The sequence below is a fragment of the Enterobacter sp. BIGb0383 genome (genome assembly GCF_003751845.1).
Taxonomy (GTDB): Bacteria; Pseudomonadota; Gammaproteobacteria; order Enterobacterales; family Enterobacteriaceae; genus BIGb0383.
Map to the genome: position 1 here is coordinate 1 of NZ_RJKQ01000008.1, position 24800 is coordinate 24800.

The 24800-nt window shown below is 56.4% G+C and carries 23 protein-coding genes, 2 tRNA genes and 1 rRNA gene; 20 read left to right on the forward strand and 6 right to left on the reverse strand.

Going from position 1 to position 24800, the window contains the following annotated elements:
- The 3 genes from rrf to EDF81_RS22855 all read left to right on the forward strand — a co-directional run.
- Window positions 1–88: ribosomal RNA gene (gene rrf / locus EDF81_RS22845) — 5S ribosomal RNA — on the forward strand; the annotation flags it as partial.
- Window positions 89–145: 57 nt separating this feature from the next.
- A tRNA-Asp gene (locus EDF81_RS22850) sits at window positions 146–222 on the forward strand.
- A gap of 7 nt (window positions 223–229) precedes the next feature.
- Window positions 230–305: transfer RNA gene (locus EDF81_RS22855), tRNA-Trp, on the forward strand.
- Between the two features lie 116 nt (window positions 306–421).
- On the opposite strand, the gene hdfR is transcribed toward EDF81_RS22855, so the two are convergent.
- Complete coding sequence (hdfR, locus tag EDF81_RS22860; protein WP_123350470.1) at window positions 422–1243, reverse strand: HTH-type transcriptional regulator HdfR; 822 nt, start codon at window positions 1241–1243, stop codon at window positions 422–424.
- A 118-nt stretch (window positions 1244–1361) separates the two neighbouring features.
- Between hdfR and EDF81_RS22865 the strand changes: the two genes are divergently transcribed.
- Entirely contained in the window at window positions 1362–1700 is a 339-nt protein-coding gene (locus tag EDF81_RS22865; RefSeq protein WP_123350471.1) for a DUF413 domain-containing protein, read from the forward strand.
- Between the two features lie 23 nt (window positions 1701–1723).
- Here EDF81_RS22865 and EDF81_RS22870 read toward each other — a convergent pair whose 3' ends face one another.
- Window positions 1724–3244 carry a YifB family Mg chelatase-like AAA ATPase gene (locus tag EDF81_RS22870; protein WP_123350472.1) on the reverse strand — a complete coding sequence of 507 codons (1521 nt, stop codon included), beginning with the start codon at window positions 3242–3244 and terminating at the stop codon, window positions 1724–1726.
- 353 nt (window positions 3245–3597) lie between these two features.
- Between EDF81_RS22870 and ilvL the strand changes: the two genes are divergently transcribed.
- The 7 genes from ilvL (at window position 3598) to ilvA (ending at window position 10147) form a co-directional block, all read left to right on the forward strand.
- The gene (ilvL, locus tag EDF81_RS22875; protein WP_001311244.1) at window positions 3598–3696 is read left to right on the forward strand and encodes an ilv operon leader peptide; all 99 of its coding nucleotides are present in this window, start codon (window positions 3598–3600) and stop codon (window positions 3694–3696) included.
- 86 nt (window positions 3697–3782) lie between these two features.
- Window positions 3783–3833 (forward strand): peptide IlvX, encoded by a 51-nt coding sequence (gene ilvX / locus EDF81_RS24390; protein ID WP_221180841.1) that lies wholly within the window; start codon window positions 3783–3785, stop codon window positions 3831–3833.
- A 2-nt stretch (window positions 3834–3835) separates the two neighbouring features.
- A complete protein-coding gene (gene ilvG, locus EDF81_RS22880; RefSeq protein WP_123350473.1) occupies window positions 3836–5482 on the forward strand; it encodes an acetolactate synthase 2 catalytic subunit in 1647 nt (548 codons plus the stop codon).
- The gene (ilvM, locus tag EDF81_RS22885; RefSeq protein WP_123350474.1) at window positions 5479–5742 is read left to right on the forward strand and encodes an acetolactate synthase 2 small subunit; all 264 of its coding nucleotides are present in this window, start codon (window positions 5479–5481) and stop codon (window positions 5740–5742) included. The genes ilvG and ilvM overlap by 4 nt, the downstream gene beginning before the upstream one ends.
- A 17-nt stretch (window positions 5743–5759) precedes the next feature.
- Window positions 5760–6686, forward strand: a complete 927-nt coding sequence (locus EDF81_RS22890) for a branched-chain amino acid transaminase (RefSeq protein ID WP_123350475.1) — start codon at window positions 5760–5762, stop codon at window positions 6684–6686.
- Between the two features lie 63 nt (window positions 6687–6749).
- Window positions 6750–8600, forward strand: coding sequence for a dihydroxy-acid dehydratase (gene ilvD, locus EDF81_RS22895; RefSeq protein WP_123350476.1), 1851 nt, complete (start codon window positions 6750–6752; stop codon window positions 8598–8600).
- A 2-nt stretch (window positions 8601–8602) separates the two neighbouring features.
- A complete protein-coding gene (ilvA, locus tag EDF81_RS22900) occupies window positions 8603–10147 on the forward strand; it encodes a threonine ammonia-lyase, biosynthetic (RefSeq protein WP_123350551.1) in 1545 nt (514 codons plus the stop codon).
- Here ilvA and ilvY read toward each other — a convergent pair.
- Window positions 10144–11034 (reverse strand): HTH-type transcriptional activator IlvY, encoded by an 891-nt coding sequence (gene ilvY / locus EDF81_RS22905; protein WP_123350477.1) that lies wholly within the window; start codon window positions 11032–11034, stop codon window positions 10144–10146. The two genes, ilvA and ilvY, sit on opposite strands and share 4 nt — an antisense overlap.
- 149 nt (window positions 11035–11183) lie before the next feature.
- On the opposite strand from ilvY, the gene ilvC reads away from it, so the two are divergent.
- Complete coding sequence (gene ilvC / locus EDF81_RS22910) at window positions 11184–12659, forward strand: ketol-acid reductoisomerase (RefSeq protein WP_123350478.1); 1476 nt, start codon at window positions 11184–11186, stop codon at window positions 12657–12659.
- Between the two features lie 51 nt (window positions 12660–12710).
- On the opposite strand, the gene ppiC is transcribed toward ilvC, so the two are convergent.
- On the reverse strand, window positions 12711–12992 hold the full coding sequence (gene ppiC, locus EDF81_RS22915) for a peptidylprolyl isomerase PpiC (protein WP_032615193.1): 282 nt from the start codon (window positions 12990–12992) through the stop codon (window positions 12711–12713).
- An 83-nt stretch (window positions 12993–13075) separates the two neighbouring features.
- Between ppiC and rep the strand changes: the two genes are divergently transcribed.
- Complete coding sequence (gene rep, locus EDF81_RS22920) at window positions 13076–15100, forward strand: DNA helicase Rep (RefSeq protein ID WP_123350479.1); 2025 nt, start codon at window positions 13076–13078, stop codon at window positions 15098–15100.
- 4 nt (window positions 15101–15104) lie between these two features.
- On the opposite strand, the gene gppA is transcribed toward rep, so the two are convergent.
- Window positions 15105–16589, reverse strand: coding sequence for a guanosine-5'-triphosphate,3'-diphosphate diphosphatase (gene gppA / locus EDF81_RS22925; RefSeq protein ID WP_123350480.1), 1485 nt, complete (start codon window positions 16587–16589; stop codon window positions 15105–15107).
- Window positions 16590–16596: 7 nt separating this feature from the next.
- Window positions 16597–17871 (reverse strand): ATP-dependent RNA helicase RhlB, encoded by a 1275-nt coding sequence (gene rhlB / locus EDF81_RS22930; protein WP_123350481.1) that lies wholly within the window; start codon window positions 17869–17871, stop codon window positions 16597–16599.
- A gap of 141 nt (window positions 17872–18012) precedes the next feature.
- Between rhlB and trxA the strand changes: the two genes are divergently transcribed.
- The 7 genes from trxA to wecC all read left to right on the forward strand — a co-directional run bounded on the left by trxA (window position 18013) and on the right by wecC (window position 24793).
- Window positions 18013–18342 (forward strand): thioredoxin TrxA, encoded by a 330-nt coding sequence (gene trxA / locus EDF81_RS22935; protein WP_123350482.1) that lies wholly within the window; start codon window positions 18013–18015, stop codon window positions 18340–18342.
- Window positions 18343–18506: 164 nt separating this feature from the next.
- Complete coding sequence (locus EDF81_RS24295) at window positions 18507–18590, forward strand: rho operon leader peptide (protein ID WP_260232768.1); 84 nt, start codon at window positions 18507–18509, stop codon at window positions 18588–18590.
- A gap of 87 nt (window positions 18591–18677) precedes the next feature.
- Window positions 18678–19937, forward strand: coding sequence for a transcription termination factor Rho (gene rho, locus EDF81_RS22940; RefSeq protein WP_123350483.1), 1260 nt, complete (start codon window positions 18678–18680; stop codon window positions 19935–19937).
- A gap of 246 nt (window positions 19938–20183) precedes the next feature.
- A complete protein-coding gene (gene wecA / locus EDF81_RS22945; protein WP_123350484.1) occupies window positions 20184–21287 on the forward strand; it encodes a UDP-N-acetylglucosamine--undecaprenyl-phosphate N-acetylglucosaminephosphotransferase in 1104 nt (367 codons plus the stop codon).
- 13 nt (window positions 21288–21300) lie between these two features.
- Window positions 21301–22347: an ECA polysaccharide chain length modulation protein gene (wzzE, locus tag EDF81_RS22950; protein ID WP_123350485.1), complete on the forward strand. Its 1047-nt coding sequence runs from the start codon at window positions 21301–21303 to the stop codon at window positions 22345–22347.
- 56 nt (window positions 22348–22403) lie between these two features.
- Window positions 22404–23534, forward strand: a complete 1131-nt coding sequence (gene wecB / locus EDF81_RS22955) for a non-hydrolyzing UDP-N-acetylglucosamine 2-epimerase (RefSeq protein WP_123350486.1) — start codon at window positions 22404–22406, stop codon at window positions 23532–23534.
- A complete protein-coding gene (gene wecC / locus EDF81_RS22960) occupies window positions 23531–24793 on the forward strand; it encodes a UDP-N-acetyl-D-mannosamine dehydrogenase (RefSeq protein ID WP_123350487.1) in 1263 nt (420 codons plus the stop codon). The genes wecB and wecC overlap by 4 nt, the downstream gene beginning before the upstream one ends.
- Window positions 24794–24800: the final 7 nt, after the last annotated feature.

Genomic DNA, 24800 nt, shown 5'->3' on the forward strand with positions numbered 1-24800 from the left:
CTGACCCCATGCCGAACTCAGAAGTGAAACGCCGTAGCGCCGATGGTAGTGTGGGGTCTCCCCATGCGAGAGTAGGGAACTGCCAGGCATCAAATTGCAGTAAGCCGGGGTGACAACCGGTGGAAGTACAGTAAAAAAATTCGGTGGAGCGGTAGTTCAGTCGGTTAGAATACCTGCCTGTCACGCAGGGGGTCGCGGGTTCGAGTCCCGTCCGTTCCGCCACCCTATTAGGGGCGTAGTTCAATTGGTAGAGCACCGGTCTCCAAAACCGGGTGTTGGGAGTTCGAGTCTCTCCGCCCCTGCCAGAAAAAAATAATCCTTTGCTTCGGCAAAGGATTTTTTTTGTCTTTAAAATAGGGATCTCCCGCCGTTTTGCGTATCGCATTCCTTTGCGATATCTCCGCATCCATAGTAGTACAAATCAATCTATCATACTGATTTTCAACAACTCTTTGACCTGCGCCTGCTTGTCACTGTTCTGCAGCCAGATAGCATATAAAGGGCGAGATAGCGTCGAACCGTCGGCAACGACATGTAAATTTTCCTTCTCTTTCGCCCACTGCACGGGCAGCCAGGTGCAGCCATTCAGCCCGGCAAGTTGGCTACGCGCAAGCTCGGCGGAGCTGGTTGTCAGCACGGGAATATCCTCGCTAGAGATCAGCCCAGCCTCGTGCTGCTGGAAGTCAGGCCCCCATTCCAGACGTAAATAATTCAGATCGGCTTTGTTGCGCGACGGTTCAGCACTGTAGAGTGCCAGCGTGAAATGTCCCAGCAACTGGCTGCTAAATTCGTCCATCTTGGGCGATTCTGTCGTGATCAGCAGATCAAGCTGTCGTTCATGAAGTTGCTTAACCAGCGACTGTCGCTGTGCGATCCGGGCATCAAATTGCAGGCTGGTATGCGTCTGATAGAGTTTGCTCAGCCACTCGCTGAGTATGCACTCCCACAGAGACGCGCTGGCGCCGATGGATAACTCGTTATGCCGGGAGGTATGCGCGACTTCTTTGCGTGCGGCCTGCCATGTGCTCATCAGCGTCTCGGCATAAGGCAGTAGTTTCTCTCCGGCATTGGTCAGACGGATGTTATTACGATGACGCGTGAACAGATTCACGCCAAGCTGATTCTCCAGCTGACGAATTCGAAAACTGACGGCTGACTGTGTCAAATAGAGCGCTTCAGCGGCCCGACCGAAGTGCCTGGTTCGACTGACTTCCAGGAAAGTTTTAAGCAAGTCCGTATCCACAGTTTTCTCCACAAAATAATTTGTCGTTATGATTTAAATCTTTTGTTTTACACGATGTCAAGCCTAACTAATACTCCGCGCCATAAATAGCTCGGCCAAAGAATTAGGAGCGTGTAGGATGGCGGAAAGCTTTACGACAACTAATCGTTTTTTCGATAATAAAAATTATCCGCGCGGGTTCTCTCGTCACGGGGATTTCACCATTAAAGAAGCTCAGCTGCTTGAGCGTCTGGGATATGCCCTGAATGAGCTGGAACTGGGCAAGCGTGAGCCTGCAACGGAAGAAGAAAAACATTTTGTCGCGGTTTGCCGTGGCGAAGATGAACCGAATTCCGAGACGGAGCGTGTCTGGTTTAAGTACATGGCACGCATTAAGCGTCCTAAGCGTTTCCATACGCTGTCCGGCGGTAAGCCGCAGATGGAAGGTGCAGAGGACTACACCGAATCTGACGATTAAGAACAGGGGCGAAAGCCCCTTTTTTACGCCAGAAGCTTTTGCAGATGGATAAGCATCCTGTCGATGGCACGATAGCTGAGCGCCTCCTGCAGATGCTGGCGCTGAATAGCGTCACACTGCTCAATGTCCGCAATGGTACGTGCCACCTTCAGCAGCCGCTGCCAGGCGCGAATAGAGAGCCCCAGGCGGGTGAAGGTTTCCTCCAGCCACTGCGCATCCTTAAGCCGTAACACACAGTGAGCGGCTATCTCGCGATTTTCCAGCCGGGCATTCAGCTTATGCTGCCGTGTAAGCTGTCGCTTCTGAATCTGCATGACACGCTGCCGCACCACGGCACTTTTCTCTCCACCCCGATCCGCCTGGCTCAGTACGCCCGGTGGGGGAAGGGGAATTTCCAGAGACAGGTCGAAGCGATCGAGAAAGGGGCCTGACAGCCTGCCCAGATAGCGCAGGGTCTGCTCCGGCGTACAGCGGTTGTGTTTCCCCTGATAGTGTCCTGTCGGGCTGGGGTTCATCGCCGCGATCAGCTGAAAGCGGGCGGGATAGGTTACCTTTGCCCTGGTGCGGGAAATATGGATCTGCCCGGACTCGATAGGTTCCCGCAGCGCATCCAGCGCACGCCTTTCGAACTCGGGAAGTTCATCCAGAAACAGAATGCCATTATGCGCCAGCGAGATCTCGCCGGGCGCGGGTATCGAGCCGCCACCAACGATAGCCGTCAGTGACGCGCTGTGATGTGGGGCACGAAACGGGCGCTGTCGCCACTGTCGGGCGATTAAAGTGGAATTGACCAGGCTTTGTATGGCCGCGCTCTCCAGCGCCTCCTGGTTGCTCAGAGGAGGCAGAAGCCCGTTAAGTCGGCTGGCCAGCATGGTCTTCCCCGTACCGGGCGGGCCAATCAACAGTAAGTTATGTCCGCCGCTGGCGGCAATTTCCAGCGCCCGCTTTCCCTGCTGCTGGCCAATCACATCGCACAGATCGTCCGAGCTGGCGGGCGGCTCTTCCCGGTTTTGTTCCGGTGAGGGCAGCGTAAACTTTCCTTCGAGAAAGGCGCAGACCTCCTGCAGATGGCTGGCAATAAAGCAGTCTTTACCTTCCAGCAGGCCCACCTCTGCTGCGTTTTCGCTGGCGACGATAATACGTCGACCGGACCTGATGGCCTCCATCGCACATGAAATTGCGCCCGGAACGCCGCGCAGTGCGCCCGTAAGCGCCAGTTCGCCAACCAGCTCATACGAAGCCAGTTCCGGCGCCGTAAGCTGCTCAGAGGCTGCCAGGAGCGCAATGGCGATAGGTAAGTCGTATCGTCCGCCCTCTTTTGGCAGATCGGCAGGAGCGAGGTTGATGGTTATCTTCTTCGCCGGGAAGGTATAACCGCTGTTGATAATCGCGCTGCGCACGCGATCCCTGGCCTCTTTTACCGTGGTTTCCGGTAGCCCAACCAGCGTTAGCCCCGGTAGCCCGTTACTGATATGGACCTCGACGGTAATGGACGGCGCTGAGACGCCAAGCGCCGCCCGGGTATAGACGATAGATAGTGACATAGCCCCTCCTGAAAGGGGATTATGCTGTGAACTCGTTACGCCGTAATCTCGTCAATCGCGTATTTACGCGCAGGTTTCCTGCATTTTACCCACGGAATGTACGTTTTCTTTTGTATGGCGAGCTGGCTCGCAAAAGGTGATTTTAACTGGGCTGACGCGCCTGTACGGCGAATAACGGAGGCTGTGAATTCTCAAAATATGGCTATTTTCTTTTTTTCTTATGAAAAACAATTGTTTCCATAGGAAGTATTTGCCCGCTCAGAAAATTAAATGCAAATATTTCTTGTGTCATAACCTCTGTCTATGGTAACTCTTTAGGCATTCCTTCGAACAAGAAGCCAAAAGAACACAAAATGACAGCCCTTCTACGAGTGATTAGCCTGGTCGTGATTAGCGTGGTGGTGATTATTATCCCACCGTGCGGGGCTGCACTTGGACGAGGAAAGGCTTAAAAATCAAGCCTTAACGAACTAAGACCCCCGCACCGAAAGGTCCGGGGGTTTTTTTATGACCTAAAAACATAAGCGAGGAGCAGAGAATGATAAGTAGCATAAAATTCTGTTTCTCTCGATTCACGACGGGGAAGTAACTATGAACGGGGCACAGTGGGTGGTACATGCTTTGCGAGCGCAGGGTGTCGATATGGTCTTCGGCTATCCGGGCGGCGCAATTATGCCGGTTTACGATGCACTGTATGACGGCGGCGTGGAGCACCTGCTGTGCAGACACGAGCAGGGCGCTGCGATGGCCGCTATCGGCTATGCGCGTTCCACCGGCAAAACCGGCGTGTGTATCGCCACATCCGGCCCGGGCGCGACTAACCTGCTGACCGGACTGGCCGATGCGCTGCTCGATTCCGTACCGGTTGTCGCCATCACCGGGCAGGTTGCCGCTCCGCTGATCGGCACCGATGCCTTCCAGGAAGTCGACGTGCTGGGCCTCTCGCTGGCCTGCACCAAGCACAGTTTCCTGGTTGAATCCCTTGAGGACCTCCCGCGCGTGATGGCCGAAGCGTTTGAGGTTGCCAGCTCCGGCCGCCCTGGCCCGGTACTGGTTGATATCCCAAAAGATATTCAGTTAGCCAGCGGCGACCTGGAGCCGTGGTTATCCACCGTAGAAGATGAAGATGCGCTGCCGCATAGCGCGCTGCAGCAGGCCCGCGACATGCTGGCCAGCGCGGAAAAACCGATGCTCTACGTCGGCGGTGGTGTCGGTATGGCTCAGGCCGTTCCTGCTCTGCGCGAATTTATTGCCGTCACAAGTATCCCGTCGGCCGTGACGCTGAAAGGTCTTGGGGCTGTCCCGGCTGAACACCCTTTTTACACCGGTATGCTGGGGATGCACGGTACCAAAGCGGCGAACCTGGCAGTTCAGGCGTGCGATCTGCTGATTGCCGTTGGGGCACGCTTTGACGATCGCGTCACCGGCAAGCTCAATACCTTTGCGCCACATGCGAAAGTGATTCATCTGGATATCGACCCGGCCGAGTTCAGCAAGCTGCGTCAGGCGCACGTTTCTCTGCAAGGCTCCCTGAATCGACTGCTGCCTGCCCTCCAGCAGCCGTTGAAGATTGCCGCCTGGCAGCAGGAGGTTGCCGCGCTGAATGAAGCAAATCCATGGCGCTACGATCATCCGGGCGAGGCTATCTATGCGCCACTCCTGTTGAAACAGCTTTCAGAGCGTATGCCTGCCGAGAGCGTGGTGACCACCGACGTGGGCCAGCATCAGATGTGGACCGCGCAGCATATGGCCTTTAGCCGTCCGGAAAATTTCATCACCTCCAGCGGTCTCGGTACGATGGGCTTTGGCCTGCCTGCGGCGGTTGGGGCTCAGGTTGCAAGGCCGGATGACACGGTAATCTGTATCTCCGGTGACGGCTCCTTCATGATGAATGTTCAGGAGCTCGGCACCGTAAAACGCAAACAGCTGCCGCTGAAAATCGTCCTGTTGGATAATCAGCGCTTAGGCATGGTCCGCCAGTGGCAGCAGCTGTTCTTCAAGGAACGCTACAGCGAAACGACCCTCACCGATAACCCCGATTTCCTCATGCTGGCTCAGGCCTTTGGTATTCCCGGCCAGCACATCACTCGTAAAGACCAGGTTGCTACGGCTCTCGACACTATGCTGAACAGCGAGGGGCCTTACCTGCTTCATGTCTCAATCGATGAGCTTGAAAATGTCTGGCCTCTGGTGCCACCTGGCGCCAGTAACTCGCAAATGCTGGAGAAATTATCATGATGCATCATCAGGTCGCCGTAGAAGCCCGCTTCAACCCCGAAACATTAGAGCGCGTGCTGCGTGTGGTACGCCACCGTGGTTTCCAGGTGTGTGCCATGAATATGGAGCTCGCCACCGACGCCCGTAACATAAATATCGAATTGACCGTTGCCAGCCCCCGACCTGTCGACTTACTGTTTAGTCAGTTAAATAAACTGATCGACGTGGCTCGCGTAGAGATCCAGCAACAGACAACATCATCACAACAAATCAGCGCCTGAGCGCAATAGGAACGAAAATGACGACGAAAAAAGCTGACTACATCTGGTCCAACGGTGAAATGGTGCGCTGGGAAGACGCGAAGGTTCATGTCATGTCCCACGCCCTGCACTACGGTACTTCGGTGTTTGAAGGCATCCGCTGCTACGATTCTCATAAAGGGCCGGTCGTTTTCCGTCATCGTGAACATATGCAGCGCCTGCGCGACTCCGCAAAAATCTACCGTTTCCCGGTTTCTCAGAGCGTTGATGAGCTGATGGAAGCCTGCCGCCAGGTCCTGCGCAAAAACAACCTGACCAGCGCCTATATTCGTCCGCTGGTCTTTGTCGGTGACGTGGGCATGGGCGTAAACCCGCCTGAAGGCTACACCACCGATGTGATCATCGCTGCGTTCCCGTGGGGCGCATATCTGGGTGCGGAAGCGCTGGAGCAGGGCATCGATGCGATGGTCTCCTCCTGGAACCGTGCGGCACCGAACACCATTCCGACGGCGGCAAAAGCCGGCGGTAACTACCTTTCCTCTCTGCTGGTTGGCAGCGAAGCGCGTCGCCACGGCTATCAGGAAGGTATCGCTCTGGACGTGCAGGGCTATATCTCCGAAGGCGCAGGCGAAAACCTGTTTGAAGTGAAAGACGGGATTCTGTTTACCCCGCCGTTCACCTCCTCCGCGCTGCCGGGCATTACCCGCGACGCCATTATCAAGCTGGCAAAAGATCTGGGTATCGAAGTGCGCGAGCAGGTGCTATCCCGCGAGTCGCTCTATCTTGCGGATGAAGTCTTTATGTCCGGCACCGCCGCGGAAATTACGCCGGTGCGCAGCGTCGACGGCATCCAGGTCGGTGAAGGTCGCCGTGGTCCGGTGACAAAACGTATTCAGGATGCATTCTTTGGCCTCTTCACCGGTGAAACGGAAGATAAATGGGGCTGGTTGGATCAGGTTAACTAAGACAGATAATAATGGGGCGGCACGCACCGCCTCATTCAACAGAAAGATTGGGAGTAACAAAGCATGCCTAAGTATCGTTCCGCTACCACAACCCACGGCCGTAATATGGCGGGTGCCCGTGCGCTGTGGCGCGCCACCGGGATGACCGACGACGATTTTGGAAAACCGATTATTGCCGTGGTGAACTCGTTTACCCAGTTCGTGCCGGGGCACGTGCACCTGCGCGATCTCGGTAAGCTGGTTGCGGAGCAAATTGAGGCGTCAGGCGGCGTCGCCAAAGAGTTCAACACCATTGCCGTCGATGACGGTATCGCTATGGGCCACGGGGGGATGCTTTACTCTCTGCCGTCCCGCGAACTGATCGCCGACTCGGTTGAGTATATGGTGAATGCCCACTGCGCCGACGCGATGGTGTGTATCTCCAACTGTGACAAAATCACCCCGGGGATGCTGATGGCTTCCCTGCGCCTCAATATCCCGGTGATCTTTGTTTCCGGCGGCCCGATGGAAGCCGGGAAAACCAAACTCTCCGACCAGATCATCAAGCTGGATCTGGTCGATGCGATGATTCAGGGCGCGGACCCGAAAGTCTCCGACGAGCAGAGTGACCAGGTTGAACGTTCTGCCTGTCCGACCTGCGGCTCCTGTTCCGGGATGTTCACCGCCAACTCAATGAACTGCCTGACCGAAGCGCTGGGCCTGTCCCAGCCGGGCAACGGCTCTCTGCTGGCGACCCACGCCGATCGCGAACAGCTGTTCCTCAATGCCGGTAAGCGCATCGTTGCGCTGACCAAGCGTTACTACGAGCAGGACGATGACAGCGCGCTGCCGCGTAATATCGCCAACAAAGCCGCATTTGAAAACGCGATGACCCTGGATATCGCCATGGGTGGCTCGACCAATACCGTTCTGCACCTGCTGGCTGCGGCTCAGGAAGCGGAAATCGACTTCACCATGAGCGATATCGACAAGCTCTCCCGCAAAGTGCCGCAGCTGTGTAAAGTGGCGCCCAGCACCCAGAAATACCATATGGAGGACGTTCACCGTGCCGGTGGCGTACTCGGTATCCTCGGCGAGCTGGACCGTGCCGGGTTGCTGAATCGCGAAGTGAAAAATATTCTGGGCCTGACGCTGCCCCAGTCGCTGGAGCAGTATGACGTGATGCTGACCAAAGACGAGGCGGTCAAAGAGATGTTCCGCGCCGGTCCGGCGGGCATTCGCACCACTAAGGCGTTCTCGCAGAGCTGCCGCTGGGATACCCTCGATGACGATCGCGCCAATGGCTGTATCCGCTCGATGGAACATGCCTACAGCAAAGACGGCGGTCTGGCGGTGCTCTACGGTAACTTCGCTGAAAACGGCTGTATTGTAAAAACGGCGGGCGTGGATGACAGCATTCTGAAATTCACCGGTCCGGCAAAAGTCTACGAGAGCCAGGACGATGCGGTCGAGGCGATCCTCGGCGGTAAAGTGGTGGCGGGCGACGTGGTGGTGATCCGCTACGAAGGCCCGAAAGGCGGACCGGGGATGCAGGAAATGCTCTATCCGACCACCTTCCTGAAATCAATGGGCCTCGGTAAAGCCTGTGCGCTGATCACCGACGGACGTTTCTCCGGTGGTACGTCGGGCCTCTCTATCGGCCACGTTTCTCCGGAAGCGGCCAGCGGCGGCAGCATCGGGCTTATCGAAGATGGGGACCTGATCGCTATCGATATCCCGAACCGCGGCATCCAGCTGCAGGTCAGCGATGCGGATCTGGCGGCACGTCGTGAAGCTCAGGACGCGCGCGGTGACCAGGCCTGGACCCCGAAAGCGCGCGAGCGTGCGGTGTCCTTCGCCCTGCGTGCCTATGCCAGCCTTGCGACCAGCGCGGATAAAGGCGCGGTTCGCGATAAATCCAAACTCGGAGGTTGATGATGGCTGAGCCGCAACCTCTTTCCGCCACGCCTGACGGGGCGGAATATCTCAGGGCGGTGCTACGGGCACCGGTCTATGAAGCGGTGCAGGTCACGCCGCTGCAGAAAATGGACAAGCTCTCTTCGCGCCTCGATAACGTGATCCTGGTGAAGCGCGAAGACCGCCAGCCGGTCCACAGTTTTAAGCTGCGCGGCGCCTACACGATGATGGCCGGTCTGACGGAGGAGCAGAAAGCGCAGGGCGTGATCACCGCCTCGGCGGGCAATCATGCTCAGGGTGTGGCGTTCTCTTCTGCAAGACTGGGCCTGAAGGCGCTGATTGTGATGCCGGTTGCGACGGCCGATATTAAAGTCGATGCGGTGCGCGGCTTTGGCGGCGAGGTCCTGCTGCACGGGGCAAATTTCGACGAGGCGAAAGCCAAAGCGATTGAGCTGGCGCAGCAGCAGGGCTTTACGTGGGTGCCGCCGTTCGATCATCCGATGGTGATCGCCGGTCAGGGAACCCTGGCTCTGGAGCTGCTCCAGCAGGATGCGCATATTGATCGGGTCTTTGTCCCAGTCGGCGGCGGCGGCCTGGCGGCGGGCGTGGCGGTACTGATCAAACAGCTGATGCCGCAAATCAAAGTGATTGCGGTGGAAGCGGAAGATTCCGCCTGCCTGAAGGCGGCGCTGGATGCCGGGCATCCGGTGGATCTGCCTCGCGTCGGGCTGTTTGCCGAAGGCGTGGCGGTGAAGCGTATCGGAGACGAAACCTTCCGCCTGCTCCAGGAGTATCTCGACGACATTATCACCGTCGACAGCGACGCTATCTGTGCGGCGATGAAAGACCTGTTTGAAGATGTGCGTGCGGTGGCTGAACCGTCCGGCGCGCTGGCGCTGGCGGGAATGAAAAAATATATCGCGCAGCACAATATTCGCGGTGAACGACTGGCGCACGTGCTTTCCGGCGCGAACGTCAACTTCCACGGCCTGCGCTATGTGTCCGAGCGCTGCGAGCTGGGCGAACAGCGGGAAGCGCTGCTGGCGGTAACCATTCCGGAAACCAAAGGCAGCTTCCTCAAGTTCTGCCAGCTGCTGGGTGGTCGGTCGGTCACCGAGTTTAACTATCGCTTTGCCGATGCCAAAGACGCCTGCATTTTTGTCGGGGTACGTCTGAGCCGCGGCCTGGAAGAGCGCAAAGAGATCATCAGCCTGCTGAATGAAGGCGGCTACGGCGTGGTGGATCTGTCTGACGATGAGATGGCGAAGCTGCACGTGCGCTATATGGTCGGCGGACGCCCGTCGAAACCGTTGCAGGAGAGATTGTTCAGCTTTGAATTCCCGGAGTCACCGGGTGCACTGCTGAAATTCCTGCATACGCTCGGCACCCACTGGAATATCTCCCTGTTCCACTACCGCAGCCACGGCACCGACTATGGCCGCGTGCTGGCGGCTTTTGAACTGGGCGAGCACGAGCCGGATTTCGAAACCCGGCTCAACGAGCTGGGCTACGACTGCCACGACGAGAGTCAGAACCCGGCCTTCCGCTTCTTCCTCGCGGGCTAGTTGCCAGGCAGGATTTTCCAGAAAGCTTCAATAAGCGGCTCATGCAGCCGCTTTTTTTGTGCGCAGACGCCCAGCTCAAACGGGGTTTTCTCATCGCTGCGCTCTAAAATCATCACGCGGTTGCGTACCGGCTCCGGGCTATTTTCCAGCACGATTTCCGGCAGCAGCGCCACGCCACAGCCGAGCGCCACCATCGACACCATCGCCTCATGGCCGCCGACGGTGGCGTAAATCGACGGGTTGCTGATTTTCATGCGTCGGAACCACAGCTCAATACGACGGCGGACCGGGCCCTGATCGGCCATGATAAACGGCACCGTTGACCAGTCTGGCTCCGGTTGCGAAACCTGACTACGCACCGGGCAGGGCAGCGCCGGGGCGATCAACACTACCGCCAGATTCTCCAGCATCGAAAACGCCACCGCACCCGGCAGGGTTTCCGGTTTACCGGCAATGGCCAGGTCCGCTTCGCCGGTGGCGACTTTTTCCATCGCATCGGCGGCATCCCCGGTGGTGAGCTTAATTTCCACCGACGGATGCTCGGCGCGGAAGCGGTCAAGGATCGGCGGCAGATGGCTGTAGGCGGCGGTGACAGAACAGAAGATATGCAGCTCGCCGGAGAGCGACGGTCCCTGCTGATCGATGGTATGACGCAGCTGCTGATACTGCAGCAGGGTTTGCTGGGCGAAAGTGCGCAGTTCTTCACCCGCTTCGGTGAGCGTGACGGTGCGGTTATCGCGGACAAACAGCGGCTGGCCGAGATCCTCTTCCAGGCGCTGGATCTGCCGGGAGAGCGTGGAGGCACTGACATGCATGGCGCGGGCGCTGCGGCCAAAGTGGCGGCTCTCTGCCAGGTGCAGGAAGGTTTTCAGATCGCGTAAATCCATGAGACAGACTCCACATTTTGGCGTTGCAGTTCTTGCAACATAACGTTGTTAATATATCAATTTAAGCAACGCATTTCCTGTCATATAGTAAGTACATTCTCGCAAACGCGAACCGAACAATAAGCACAACATCACAACGAGGTTTCACCATGGCTAACTACTTTAATACTTTGAACTTGCGCCAGCAGCTGGCGCAGCTGGGTAAATGTCGCTTTATGGGCCGCGACGAATTTGCCGATGGCGCAAGCTACCTTCAGGGTAAAAAAGTGGTCATCGTCGGCTGTGGTGCTCAGGGTCTGAACCAGGGTCTGAACATGCGTGATTCCGGTCTGGATATCTCTTACGCCCTGCGCAAAGAAGCCATCGCGGAAAAACGCGCCTCCTGGCGTAAAGCGACCGAAAACGGTTTTAAAGTCGGTACCTACGAAGAGCTGATCCCGCAGGCGGATCTGGTGGTTAACCTGACGCCGGACAAGCAGCACACTGACGTTGTGCGTGCGGTACAGCCGCTGATGAAAGACGGCGCGGCGCTGGGTTACTCTCACGGCTTCAACATCGTTGAAGTGGGCGAGCAGATCCGTAAAGACATCACCGTGGTAATGGTGGCACCGAAGTGTCCGGGTACTGAAGTTCGTGAAGAGTACAAGCGTGGCTTTGGCGTACCGACCCTGATCGCGGTTCACCCGGAAAACGATCCGAAAGGCGAAGGCATGGCGATTGCCAAAGCCTGGGCTGCGGCGACCGGCGGTCACCGTGCGGGCGTGCTGGAATCCTCTTTCGTTGCCGAAGTGAAATCTGACCTGATGGGCGAGCAGACTATCCTGTGCGGTATGCTGCAGGCGGGTTCTCTGCTGTGCTTCGACAAGCTGGTGGCGGACGGCGCTCAGCCAGCCTATGCGGAAAAACTGATTCAGTTCGGCTGGGAAACCATCACCGAAGCGCTGAAGCAGGGCGGCATCACCCTGATGATGGATCGCCTCTCCAACCCGGCGAAACTGCGTGCTTACGCGCTGTCCGAGCAGCTGAAAGGCATTATGGCTCCGCTGTTCCAGAAACATATGGATGACATCATCTCCGGCGCATTCTCGTCCGGCATGATGGCTGACTGGGCTAACGACGACAAAAACCTGCTGACCTGGCGTGAAGAGACCGGCAAAACCGCGTTCGAAACCGCAGCGCAGCAGGAAGGCAAAATCAGCGAGCAGGAGTACTTTGACCACGGCGTGCTGATGATCGCAATGGTGAAAGCGGGCGTTGAGCTGGCGTTTGAAACCATGGTCGATTCCGGCATCATCGAAGAGTCGGCGTACTACGAGTCTCTGCACGAGCTGCCGCTGATTGCCAACACCATTGCCCGTAAGCGTCTGTATGAAATGAACGTGGTTATCTCCGACACGGCAGAATACGGTAACTACCTGTTCTCTTACGCTTGCGTACCGCTGCTGAAAGAGTTTATGACCACGCTGCAGGCGGGCGATCTGGGCAAAGCGATTACCGAAGGTGCGGTAGATAACGCCCAGCTGCGCGACGTGAACGAAGCCATTCGCAGCCACGCTATCGAGGAAGTGGGCCAGAAACTGCGCGGCTATATGACGGATATGAAACGTATTGCCGTTGCTGGATAAGTTCTCTGAATAACAAAAAGGCCGCGATTGCGGCCTTTTTACATTGCTGAATCAGTTGCGGTACAGCACTTTAATGATGTGGTAGCCGAACTGGGTGTGCAGCGGGCCGGTTGGCTCCAGCACCGGGCAGGAGAACACGACCTTATCAAAAGCCGGAACCATCTGGCCCTGACGGAATTCACCTAAGTGTCCGCCTTTTTTGCCTGACGGGCAGGTGGAGTGTTTCTTCGCCAGCTTCTCAAAGTCGCCGCCGTTTTTGATCTGCTCCAGAAGTTCCAGAGCCAGTTTCTCTTCTTTTACAAGAATATGCATTGCTGCCGCTGTTTTTGCCATGATCGTGCCTTGAGTCGTATGGATTACGCTCGCTATACTACCACGCACTTTTTTCCCCCTCCCGACTTTCGTTGAAGGACTTCATGCGTTTAAACCCAGGCCAACAACAAGCCGTCGAATTTGTCACCGGGCCCTGTCTGGTGCTGGCGGGCGCCGGTTCCGGCAAAACCCGCGTTATCACCAATAAAATTGCGCACCTGATCCGTGGTTGCGGCTATCAGGCGCGGCATATCGCGGCGGTGACCTTTACCAACAAGGCGGCGCGGGAGATGAAAGAGCGCGTCGGGCAAACGCTGGGACGTGCGGAAGCACGCGGGCTGATGATCTCCACCTTCCATACGTTGGGACTGGATATTATCAAGCGCGAATATGCCGCGCTGGGGATGAAATCCAACTTCTCCCTGTTCGACGATACGGACCAGACGGCGCTGCTGAAAGAGCTGACAGAAGAACTGCTTGAGGATGACAAAGTCCTGCTCCAGCAGTTGATCTCGACGATCTCCAACTGGAAAAACGATCTAATGACGCCCGCGCATGCGGCGGCGCAGGCGCAGGGCGAGCGGGACAGGATCTTTGCCCACTGCTATGGCCTCTATGAGCGGCATATGAAGGCCTGCAATGTGCTGGACTTCGACGATCTGATCATGCTCCCTACGCTGCTCCTGCAGCGCAATGAAGAGGTGCGTGAGCGCTGGCAGAACAAAATTCGCTATCTGCTGGTGGATGAGTACCAGGACACCAACACCAGCCAGTATGAACTGGTTAAGCTGCTGGTCGGCAACCGGGCGCGCTTTACCGTCGTAGGGGATGACGATCAATCGATCTACTCCTGGCGTGGCGCCCGGCCACAAAACCTGGTGCTGCTGAGCCAGGATTTTCCGGCGCTGCAGGTGATCAAACTGGAGCAGAATTACCGTTCTTCCGGGCGCATTCTGAAAGCGGCCAATATCTTGATCGCCAATAACCCGCACGTTTTCGAGAAGCGGCTGTTCTCCGAGTTGGGCTACGGTCCCGAGCTGAAAGTACTAAGCGCCAACCATGAAGAGCATGAGGCGGAGCGGGTCACCGGGGAGCTAATTGCCCACCACTTTGTGAATAAGACCGGATACAAGGACTACGCCATCCTGTATCGCGGCAACCACCAGTCGCGGGTGTTTGAGAAATTCCTGATGCAGAACCGCATCCCGTACCGTATTTCGGGTGGGACTTCGTTCTTCTCGCGCCCGGAAATTAAGGATCTGCTGGCCTATCTGCGGGTGCTGACCAACCCGGACGACGACAGCGCCTTCCTGCGTATAGTGAATACGCCGAAGCGTGAAATCGGCCCGGCGACATTACAAAAACTGGGCGAGTGGGCAATGACCCGCAATAAAGGCCTGTTTGCCGCCAGCTTTGATATGGGCCTGAACCAGACGTTGACCGGCCGTGGCTATGAATCGCTGACGCGTTTTACCCACTGGCTGGGCGAAGTACAGCGCCTCACCGAACGGGAACCGGTCGCTGCCGTGCGGGATCTGATCCACGGCGTGGATTACGAGTCCTGGCTGTATGAAACCTCGCCCAGCCCGAAAGCAGCCGAAATGCGGATGAAGAACGTTAACACCCTGTTCGGCTGGATGACGGAAATGCTGGAGGGTAACGAGCTGGACGAGCCGATGACCCTGACGCAGGTGGTGACCCGTTTTACCCTGCGCGACATGATGGAGCGCGGTGAAAGCGAGGAAGAGGCCGATCAGGTCCAGTTGATGACGCTGCACGCCTCGAAGGGGCTGGAGTTTCCCTACGTCTTCCTGGTCGGAATGGAAGAGGGGCTTCTGCCGCATCAGAGCAGCATTGATGAAGAGAATATCGATGAAGAGCGGCGTCTGGCCTATGTGGGGATCACCCGTGCGCAGAAGGAGCTGATCTTCACTCTCTGCAAAGAGCGCCGACAGTACGGCGAGCTGGTGCGTCCGGAGCCGAGCCGCTTCCTGCTGGAGCTGCCGCAGGACGATCTTATCTGGGAAACCGAACGTAAAGTGGTGAGTGCGGAAGAGCGGATGCAAACCGGACAGAGCCGGGTTGCCGGTTTAAAAGCGATGCTGGCAAAAGCTAAGGGTAAGGAATAAGAGGTTACTCGACTTCCAGCGGCCAGTGCACGTAGCTTTGCCACTGGCTCTCTTGTTCAAGCTGCTCCGCACCCAGCGGATGTGCCGCGAGCCAGTTTTCCTGCAGCGCGAGGTGCAGCGTCTCTCCCGCTGCCGTCAGCGTAATCGCCGCCAGATGGTCGTCCCGACGGCGGCCGGAGAAAATAATCGCCAGCCGCAGCAGGCGGCAAAGATGCTCGGCTACACGCGGCGGGACCGCATTTTGCTGGTGGAGCGATGAGAGGTCGAGCGCATTAGTCTGGTTAAGCAGCAGCGTGGCCAGCAGCTTTTTCTGCGCTGGCGTAAAGCCGGGCAAATCAAGATTCTGCACCAGCCAGGCCGCATGCAGCGGTGCGCGCTTAAACTCAACGCTCAGCCCAATTTCGTGCAGTTCACCGGCCATTTGCAGCAGATCGATGCTGTAGTTGTCCAGGTTCCATTCTGCCTGCACCGATTCGGCAAACCGTCGTGCGAGTGCGGCTACGCGGTGGGCCTGTACGGTATCGACCATAAAACGATGCTGGATATGACGCAGCGTGCGGCTACGGATATCCTGATCGACCGCCAGATGCAGCATGCCGTAGACCAGGCCTTCGCGCAGTGCGCCGCCCGCAAGGGTCATGCACTGAATATTCAGCTCATTGAAAATGGCGATCAGAATGGCCAGACCGCTGGGGAAAACCAGCGCCCGCTCTAGCGTCAGGCCTTCAATTTCCAGCTCTTCCAGGCGTCCACACTGAATGGCGCGCTGTTTGAGCTGCTGGAGCTTGGGCAGGGTAATGCGTTCGTCCATCCCCTGCGCCATCATAATTTCCTGCAGCGCCTGGACGGTGCCTGAAGCGCCGACGCACACTTTCCAGCCGTGATAGCGAAGTTCATCGGCGATCGGACGCAGTACATCCCGGGCAGCCTGTTCTGCTTCGTCAAAATTTTCTTTGGCGAGGTTGCGATCGGTAAAGTAGCGTTCGAGCCAGGTGACGCAGCCCATCGACAGGCTGAAAAGAGAGGTGGTTTGTGCGCCGGTACCTGTCACCAGCTCGGTGCTGGCACCGCCGATATCAACGACCAGACGGCGATCGGCACCGCCGGTGGTGTGCGCCACGCCCTGATAAATCAGGCGGGCTTCTTCTTCACCGCTGATCACCTGAACCGGGCAGCCGAGGATCGCCTGTGCTTTGGCGATAAACGCATCTGCATTTATCGCCAGGCGCAGCGTTGCCGTTGCCACCACACGGATTTGGGCGGGGGGAATATCCTGCAGTCGTTCTGCAAACAGATGCAGACACTGCCAGCCCCGCTCCATCGCCTCATCGGACAGTGAGTTTTCGCCGTTGAGACCCGCGGCAAGACGAACCTTGCGCTTAATGCGCGTCAGGGTCTGAATGCTTCCTGCCACCTCGCGTACAACCAGCATATGAAAACTATTCGAACCGAGATCAATAGCTGCATAGAGCGAGGCGGAGCTGAGCATTTATGTTTTAACCTGAGCGACGACGATTACGGGGAGCACCACCGCCGCTACGGCGTGGGCCATTGCCGGGACGGGCCGTACGCACCAGGCGTTTCGCCTTCGGCAGATCGGTCATCAGGGCATCCGTATTGTACTTACTCACCGGAATCGAGTGACCAATATAGGTTTCAATTCCCGGCAGGTTCAGCGCGTACTCTTCACAGGCCAGGCTGATGGAGTGCCCGCTCGCGCCTGCACGGCCGGTACGGCCAATACGGTGCACGTAGTCTTCGCAGTCGTCTGGCAGATCGTAGTTAAAGACGTGGGTCACGGCAGGAATATGCAGGCCGCGTGCCGCCACATCGGTTGCGACCAGAATATCGAGATCGCCACGGGTGAAATCTTCCAGGATACGCAGGCGTTTTTTCTGCGCCACGTCGCCGGTCAGCAGGCCAACGCGATGACCGTCCGCAGCCAGATGGCCCCAGATATCTTCGCAGCGGTGCTTGGTGTTAGCGAAGATAATCGCGCGATCCGGCCACTCTTCTTCGATGAGCGTCTGCAGTAAACGCATTTTCTCTTCGTTGGACGGGTAGAACAGCTCTTCTTTGATGCGGTGACCGGTTTTTTGCTCGGGTTCCACTTCAACGTATTCGGCGTTGTTCATCTGCTCGAACGCCAGCTCACGAACGCGGTAAGAGAGCGTCGCGGAGAACAGCATGTTCAGACGCTGATCGGTCGCCGGCATACGGCGGAACAGCCAGCGGATATCTTTAATAAAGCCGAGATCGTACATGCGATCGGCTTCATCCAGCACCACAACCTGGATTGCACCCAGATTAATGTGGTTTTGTTTGGTGTAGTCGATCAGACGACCGGTGGTGCCGATCAGAATATCAACGCCGCTTTCCAGCACTTTCAGCTGCTTATCGTAGCCGTCACCGCCGTAGGCCAGGCCCAGTTTCAGACCGGTTGCCTGCGCCAGCACTTCCGCGTCGGCGTGAATTTGTACCGCCAGTTCGCGCGTCGGCGCCATAATCAGCGCACGTGGCTGATTGGTTTTGCGGTCTTCAATTGCCGGGTGAGTGAGTAGGTAATGAAACGTTGACGTTAAAAACGCCATCGTTTTTCCGGTACCGGTTTGCGCCTGACCCGCAACGTCACGACCCGCCAGCGTTAGCGGAAGGGCCAATGCCTGAATGTGCGTGCAATTATGAAACCCTTTACTTTCAAGGGCTTCAATCACCTGAGGGTGCAGGGCGAAGTCGGAAAACTTCTGTTCTGTTAAATGTGTTTTGCTCATAGTGTGGTAGAATATCAGCTTACTATTGCTTTACGAAAGCGTATCCGATGAAATAAAGTCAACCTTTAGTTGGCTAATGCGACATCAAGTCGTTGGTTAATGCTACACCAATACGCCAGGCTTATTCCTGTGGAGTTATATATGAGCGATAAAATTATTCACCTGACTGATGACAGTTTTGACACGGATGTACTCAAAGCGGAAGGGTCGATTCTTGTTGATTTCTGGGCAGAGTGGTGCGGTCCTTGCAAAATGATTGCCCCGATTCTGAATGAAGTCGCTGAGGAGTATGACGGCAAACTGACCGTTGCGAAGCTGAACATCGACCAGAACCCGGGCACGGCTCCGAAGTACGGTATCCGTGGTATCCCGACTCTGCTGCTGTTTAAAAACGGCGAAGTGGCTGCCACCAAAGTGGGTGCGCTGTCTAAGGGTCAGCTGAAAGAGTTCCTTGACGCCAATCTGGCGTAAGCTACCTTTATTCTGGCGTCTGGTGATTCTGAATTGTTCGGATCGCTGGACGCCCGTCTTGAGTCGTGCTAAGTTAATGTTGACTTCGTATTAAACATCTCTAATAGTCGTTGAATCTTGCTTTACCCGAGACTTCCCGCTTCACAAAGCGCGAGAAGCAAAAAATTCCGGGCTCGTCACTCAATCCGTCTTGTCGTTTCAGTTCTGTGTACTCTCCTGTGACCAGGCAGCGAACAGACATGAGTTGATGGCCGCAAACAGGCATGGATGTTCCTGCCATACCATTCACAACATTAAGTTCGAGATTTCCCCCGAGTTTAAGAACCCACATCACTATGAATCTTACCGAATTAAAGAATACGCCGGTTTCTGATCTGATTACTCTCGGCGAAAATATGGGCCTGGAAAACCAGGCGCGTATGCGCAAACAGGACATCATTTTCGCCATCCTGAAGCAGCACGCGAAGAGTGGCGAGGATATCTTTGGCGATGGCGTGCTTGAGATACTGCAGGACGGATTTGGTTTCCTCCGCTCCGGAGACAGTTCCTACCTCGCAGGCCCCGACGACATCTACGTATCCCCTAGCCAAATCCGCCGTTTCAACCTCCGTACTGGTGACACCATTTCAGGTAAGATTCGCCCCCCTAAAGAGGGTGAGCGTTACTTTGCGTTGCTGAAAGTTAACGAGGTGAACTTCGATAAACCGGAGAACGCGCGTAATAAAATCCTGTTCGAAAACCTGACGCCGCTGCACGCAAACTCGCGTCTGCGTATGGAACGCGGCAACGGTTCGACCGAGGATTTAACCGCTCGCGTACTGGATCTGGCTTCACCGATTGGCCGTGGCCAGCGTGGTCTGATTGTGGCACCGCCGAAAGCCGGTAAAACGATGCTGCTGCAGAATATCGCGCAGAGCATCGCCTACAACCACCCGGACTGCGTGCTGATGGTCCTGCTGATCGACGAACGTCCGGAAGAAGTGACCGAGATGCAGCGTCTGGTAAAAGGTGAAGTTATCGCTTCTACCTTTGACGAACCGGCATCCCGTCACGTACAGGTTGCGGAAATGGTTATCGAGAAGGCCAAGCGCCTGGTTGAGCACAAGAAAGACGTGATCATCCTGCTCGACTCCATTACCCGTCTGGCGCGTGCGTACAACACCGTGGTGCCGGCTTCCGGTAAAGTACTGACCGGTGGTGTGGACGCTAACGCCCTGCATCGTCCGAAGCGTTTCTTCGGTGCGGCGCGTAACGTGGAAGAGGGCGGTAGCCTGACCATCATCGCGACGGCGCTGGTTGATACCGGGTCCAAAATGGACGAGGTTATTTACGAAGAGTTTAAAGGCACCGGTAACATGGAGCTGCACCTCTCACGTAAAATCGCTGAAAAACGCGTCTTCCCGGCGATTGACTACAACCGTTCCGGTACCCGTAAAGAAGAGCTGCTCACCACTCAGGAAGAGCTGCAGAAGATGTGGATCCTGCGTAAAATCATCCATCCGATGGGTGAAATCGACGCAATGGAGTTCCTCATCAACAAACTTGCGATGACCAAGACCAACGACGATTTCTTCGACATGATGAAACGCTCGTAATCCGGTATGTGTCAAAAAACGCCACGTTTATACGTGGCGTTTTTCATTTCTGCCTATACGCTTAAGCACGGTAGTTTCGCTGTTGCAGCGTTTCTAAAAATGATTAAGGGAGTAATAAGACGGCCATAAATGGAGTGTCTGGTTGAAAAATAAACGAATTTGCTGGCTCCTTATCTTACTCCCCCTTCTGGAGAGCTGGCTTCATGGTTATACTTTAGGTATCAACATACGCTGAGAACATGCATTGTGAATTTACTGACCGCAGGTACTGATCTATTCAGTATTTTTTTGTTCACGACTCTGTTCCTTTTTTTTGCGCGCAAGGCGGCTAAAAAGGTTGGTTTAGTGGATAAACCGAATTTCCGTAAGCGACATCAGGGACTGATTCCATTGGTTGGTGGTATTTCGGTATACGCTGGGATCTGCTTCTCTTTTGCAATCGCTGATTATTACATTCCGCATGCCACGCTGTACCTGGCCTGTGCCGGCGTGCTGGTGCTGGTGGGGGCGCTTGACGATCGCTATGACATTAGCGTCAAAATCCGCGCCACGGTGCAGGCCGTTATTGGCATCGTTATGATGGTGGTGGGGAAACTTTACCTTAGTAGTCTGGGATACATCTTTGGCTCGTGGGAAATGGTCCTCGGTCCGTTTGGCTACTTCCTGACGCTGTTTGCCGTCTGGGCTGCGATCAACGCCTTTAATATGGTTGATGGGATCGATGGCCTGCTTGGAGGGCTATCCAGCGTCTCCTTCGCGGCGATTGGGATCATTCTGTGGTTTGATGGACAGACCAGCCTCGCGATGTGGTGTTTTGCGATGATCGTCGCGATCCTCCCGTACATTCTGCTTAACCTCGGCGTTCTGGGTACCCGATATAAAGTCTTTATGGGGGATGCCGGCAGTACGCTGATTGGCTTTACGGTGATTTGGATCCTGCTGGAAACGACGCAGGGCGCCACTCATCCTATCAGCCCTGTCACCGCACTGTGGATCATTGCTATCCCGTTGATGGACATGATCGCCATTATGTATCGCCGACTGCGCAAGGGGATGAGCCCTTTCTCACCGGATCGTCAACATATTCACCATCTGATTATGCGCGCAGGGTTTACTTCCCGTCAGGCCTTTGTGCTGATCACGCTCGCGGCTGCCCTCCTTGCCCTAATCGGTGTTCTTGGCGAATATCTTCAGATTGTTCCGGAATGGGCAATGTTGGCATTATTCTTGCTTGCATTTTTCCTCTATGGCTATTGTATTAAACGGGCCTGGAAAGTGGCCAGACTGATTAAACGCGTGAAGCGTCGTATGCGGCGGAAGAACGGCAATACCTCAACATTAACCAAGTAAAGCTGGGGAAGTGATGACACAACCATTACCGGGAGCACAGCAAGTGAGCGCTGAGAATGAACTGGATATCCGCGGCCTGTTTCGGACATTGTGGGCGGGAAAGTTGTGGATAGTGGGCATTGCGCTGTTATTCGCTCTGGTCGCCTTAATCTATACCTTCTTCGCCCGACAGGAGTGGAGCGCTACGGCTATCACCGATCGCCCGACGGTGAATATGCTGGGCGGGTTCTACTCCCAGCAGCAGTTCCTGCGCAACCTTGACGTAAAGGCTAATCTGGCACCGGTCGATCAGCCCTCGGTGATGGATGAGTCATACAAAGAATTTATTATGCAGCTGGCGTCCTGGGACACGCGTCGGGAATTCTGGTCGCAGACGGATTACTACAAGCAGCGCATGGTCGGCAACTCCAAGGCAGATGCCGCTTTGCTGGATGAGTTGATTAACGATATCCAGTTTATGCCCGGCGATGCTGCGCGCAGCGTCTACGACAGCGTCAAGCTGACGGCGGAAAACGGTGCGGATGCCAATAACCTGCTGCGCCAGTACGTGGCGTTCGCCAGCCAGCGTGCGGCGGGTCATCTCAATGATGAGCTGAAGGGGGCATGGGCTGCCCGTACCATCCAGATGAAAGCGCAGGTAAAACGGCAGGAAGAGGTGGCGAAATCCATTTTTAACCGCCGTATCCACAGTATTGAACAGGCGCTGAAAATTGCCGAGCAGCACAATATCTCCCGCAGTGAAACGGACGTGCCGGCGGACGAACTGCCGGACTCCGAGCTATTCCTGCTGGGTCGTCCAATGCTGCAGGGGCGCCTGGAGAATCTGCAGGCCGTGGGGGCTGAGTATGACCTCGACTACGACCAGAACCGGGCAATGCTGACTACACTCAACGTGGGGCCAACGCTGGACCCGCGTTTCCAGACCTACCGTTATTTGCGAACGCCTGAAGAACCCGTTAAACGCGACAGCCCGCGCCGTCTGTTCCTGATGATCATGTGGGGAATCGTCGGTGCGTTGATCGGGTCAGGTGTGGCGCTCGTCCGCCGTCGCAAAATATAAACTGCCGTCCGTGGTGAAGGCGGCGGGCCTTCACCATCCAATCGAAGAGAATCGATGTGAAAGTACTGACTGTATTTGGTACGCGTCCGGAGGCTATAAAGATGGCGCCTCTGGTCCATGCGCTGGCAAAGGATCCGTATTTTGAGGCGAAAGTTTGCGTGACTGCCCAACACCGGGAGATGCTCGATCAGGTGCTGAACCTGTTTTCCATCGTCCCGGATTACGATCTCAATATTATGCGCCCGGGCCAGGGACTGACGGAAATCACCAGCCGCATTCTGGAAGGCCTGAAGCCTATTCTGGAATCCTTTAAGCCAGATGTTGTCCTGGTTCACGGCGACACCACCACCACGCTGGCCACCAGTCTGGCCGCGTTTTATCAGCGTATCCCGGTCGGGCACGTTGAGGCGGGGCTGCGCACGGGCGATCTCTACTCCCCGTGGCCGGAAGAGGCGAACCGGACCCTGACCGGCCATCTGGCGATGTACCACTTTGCGCCGACGGAGAATTCCCGGCAAAACCTGCTGCGGGAAAACCTCTCCGATAGCCAGATCTTCGTGACCGGCAATACGGTGATTGATGCCCTGTTCTGGGTGCGCGACAGCGTACTGGCCGATGAACAGCTGCGTGCCAAACTGGCGGCGAAGTACGCTTTCCTCGACGAAGAGAAAAAATTGATTCTGGTCACCGGCCACCGCCGGGAGAGCTTTGGTCGCGGATTTGAACAGATCTGCCACGCGCTGGCGGATATCGCCGCACGGCATGAAGACGTGCAGATTGTCTATCCCGTCCATCTGAACCCTAACGTTAGCGAGCCGGTCAACCGTATTCTCGGCCATGTGCCGAACGTGGTGCTGATCGAACCCCAGGATTATCTGCCGTTTGTCTGGCTGATGACCCGTGCCTGGCTGATCCTGACCGATTCCGGCGGGATCCAGGAAGAAGCGCCTTCCCTCGGCACCCCGGTACTGGTGATGCGCGATACCACCGAACGTCCGGAAGCTATCGAAGCGGGCACCGTTCGACTGGTGGGCACCAGCAACCAGCGTATCGTGGAAGAAGTCACCCGCTTGCTGAATGACAAAGAAGAATATGACGTCATGAGCCGGGCCCATAACCCTTACGGGGATGGCCAGGCCTGTGGCCGGATTTTGCACGAACTAAAAAATAATCGGATAACGCTATGAGTTTTTCTACCATTTCCGTGATTGGCCTCGGCTATATCGGTCTGCCAACGGCGGCGGCCTTCGCCTCGCGTCAGAAGCGCGTGGTGGGTGTGGATATCAACCAGCATGCCGTGGATACCATCAATCGCGGCGAGATCCATATTGTTGAACCCGATCTGGGCAGCGTCGTCAAAACGGCGGTGGCCGGTGGCTATCTGCAGGCTCGCACCACGCCGGTTGAAGCTGACGCGTATTTGATTGCGGTTCCGACGCCGTTTAAGGGCGATCACGAGCCGGATATGGTGTATGTCGAAGCGGCGGCAAAATCTATCGCGCCGGTACTGAAAGCGGGCGCGCTGGTGATCCTCGAGTCCACCTCGCCGGTGGGTGCCACCGAGCTGATGGCCGAATGGCTGGCGGAAATGCGTCCCGACCTGACCTTCCCGCAGCAGGCGGGTGAACAGGCGGATATCAATATCGCCTACTGCCCGGAGCGCGTCCTGCCCGGTCAGGTCATGATTGAACTGATTAAAAACGATCGGGTGATCGGCGGGATGACGTCGGTTTGCTCGGCCCGCGCCAGCGAGTTGTATAACATTTTCCTTGAAGGTAAATGTGTGGTGACGAATTCGCGCACCGCCGAAATGTGCAAACTGACGGAAAACAGCTTCCGCGACGTCAATATTGCCTTTGCCAACGAGCTGTCGCTGATTTGCGCCGACCGCGAGATTAACGTCTGGGAGCTGATCCGTCTGGCGAATCGCCATCCTCGCGTCAATATCCTCCAGCCAGGACCGGGCGTGGGTGGCCACTGCATCGCGGTCGATCCCTGGTTTATCGTGGCGCAAAACCCGGAACAGGCTCGCCTGATCCGCACCGCACGTGAAGTGAACGACGGGAAGCCGCACTGGGTGATTAACCAGGTCAAAGCGGCGGTGGCGGACTGCCTGACCGCCAGCGGCAAGCGCGCCAGCGAAGTCAAAATTGCCTGCTTCGGGCTGGCATTTAAGCCCAACATCGACGATCTGCGCGAAAGCCCGGCGATGGAAATTACCGAACAGCTGGCCCGCTGGCACAGCGGAGAAACGCTGGCGGTGGAGCCGAATATTCATCAGCTTCCTGCCCGTCTGAATGGCTTGTGCACGCTGGCGACGATTGACGAGGCGCTGGCTACCGCTGACGTACTGGTGATGTTGGTCGATCACCAGCCGTTCAAAGCGATTGACGGAGCGACGGTGACACAGCCGTATATCGTCGATACCAAAGGGGTATGGCGTTGATGGCGGG